This is a genomic window from Roseateles sp. (genome assembly GCF_049240545.1).
In the GTDB taxonomy this organism is placed as follows: domain Bacteria; phylum Pseudomonadota; class Gammaproteobacteria; order Burkholderiales; family Burkholderiaceae_C; genus Paucibacter_A.
The window spans coordinates 1-1,053 of the sequence record NZ_JBMLSK010000035.1 but is presented as its reverse complement, the minus strand read 5'-3'; the positions used below and the strand labels follow the sequence as shown (position 1 = coordinate 1,053).

The window sequence follows — 1,053 nt, the reverse complement described above, 5'->3', positions numbered from 1 at the left end:
TCATCGCCGAGGCTTTTGCCGACCTCGAAACCCCGCTGTCGCTGTACCTGAAGCTGGCGGGTGGCAGTGCCCACAGTTTCCTGCTGGAGTCGGTGGTGGGGGGCGAGCGCTTCGGGCGCTACTCCTTCATCGGGTTGCCGGCCCGCACGCTGCTGCGCGCCACGGGGCAGCGCAGCGAGATCGTCACCGACGGTCGGGTGGTGGAGACGCACGAGGGCAACCCGCTGGACTTCATCGCCGCTTACCAGGCCCGCTTCAAGCCGGCGCTGCGCCCGGGGCTGCCGCGCTTTTGCGGCGGCCTGGCCGGCTACTTCGGCTACGAGACCGTGCGCTTCATCGAGAAGAAGCTGGCCGGCGTGCGCAAGCCCGGGGGCATCGGCACGCCCGATATCCAGTTGCTGCAGACCGAGGAACTGGCGGTCATCGACAACCTCTCGGGGCGCCTGTACCTCATCGTCTGGGCCGATCCGGGCACGCCCGACGCCTGGTTCAACGGCAAGCGGCGACTGGCCGTGCTGATCGACAAGCTGCGCTACTCCGTCACGGCGCCGCAGGTCAAGCGCGGGCCCAGCTACGCCGTCGAGCGAGAGTTCTCCAAGGCGGCGTTCGAGGCCGCGGTGGAGCGCGGCAAGGCCCGCATCGCCGCGGGCGACTGCATGCAGATCGTGCTGGGCCAGCGCCTGAAGAAGCGCTACACCGAGAGCCCGCTGTCGCTGTACCGGGCGCTGCGCTCTCTCAACCCCAGCCCCTACATGTACTACTACGACATGGGGGACTTCCAGATCGTGGGCGCCTCGCCCGAGATCCTGGTGCGCCAGGAGCAGGCCTCAGCCCTTGCAGCTGGCGCCAGCCCGGCCGACAAGCCCGGCCAGATCGTCACCGTGCGCCCCATCGCCGGGACGCGTCCGCGCGGGGCCACACCCGAGCAGGACAAGGCCCTGGAGGCCGAACTCCTGGCCGACCCCAAGGAGCGCGCCGAGCACGTCATGCTGATCGATCTGGCGCGCAACGACATCGGCCGCATCGCGCAGACCGGCAGCGTGAAGGTGACCG

The 1,053-nt window shown here is 69.6% G+C and carries 1 protein-coding gene; it reads left to right on the top strand.

The annotated features are described in order from the left end of the window. Positions 1 to 2: 2 nt before the first annotated feature. A partial coding sequence (locus ACOVRJ_RS02055) for an anthranilate synthase component I family protein (RefSeq protein ID WP_422042247.1) occupies positions 3 to 1,053 on the top strand: 1,051 nt, incomplete at its 3' end.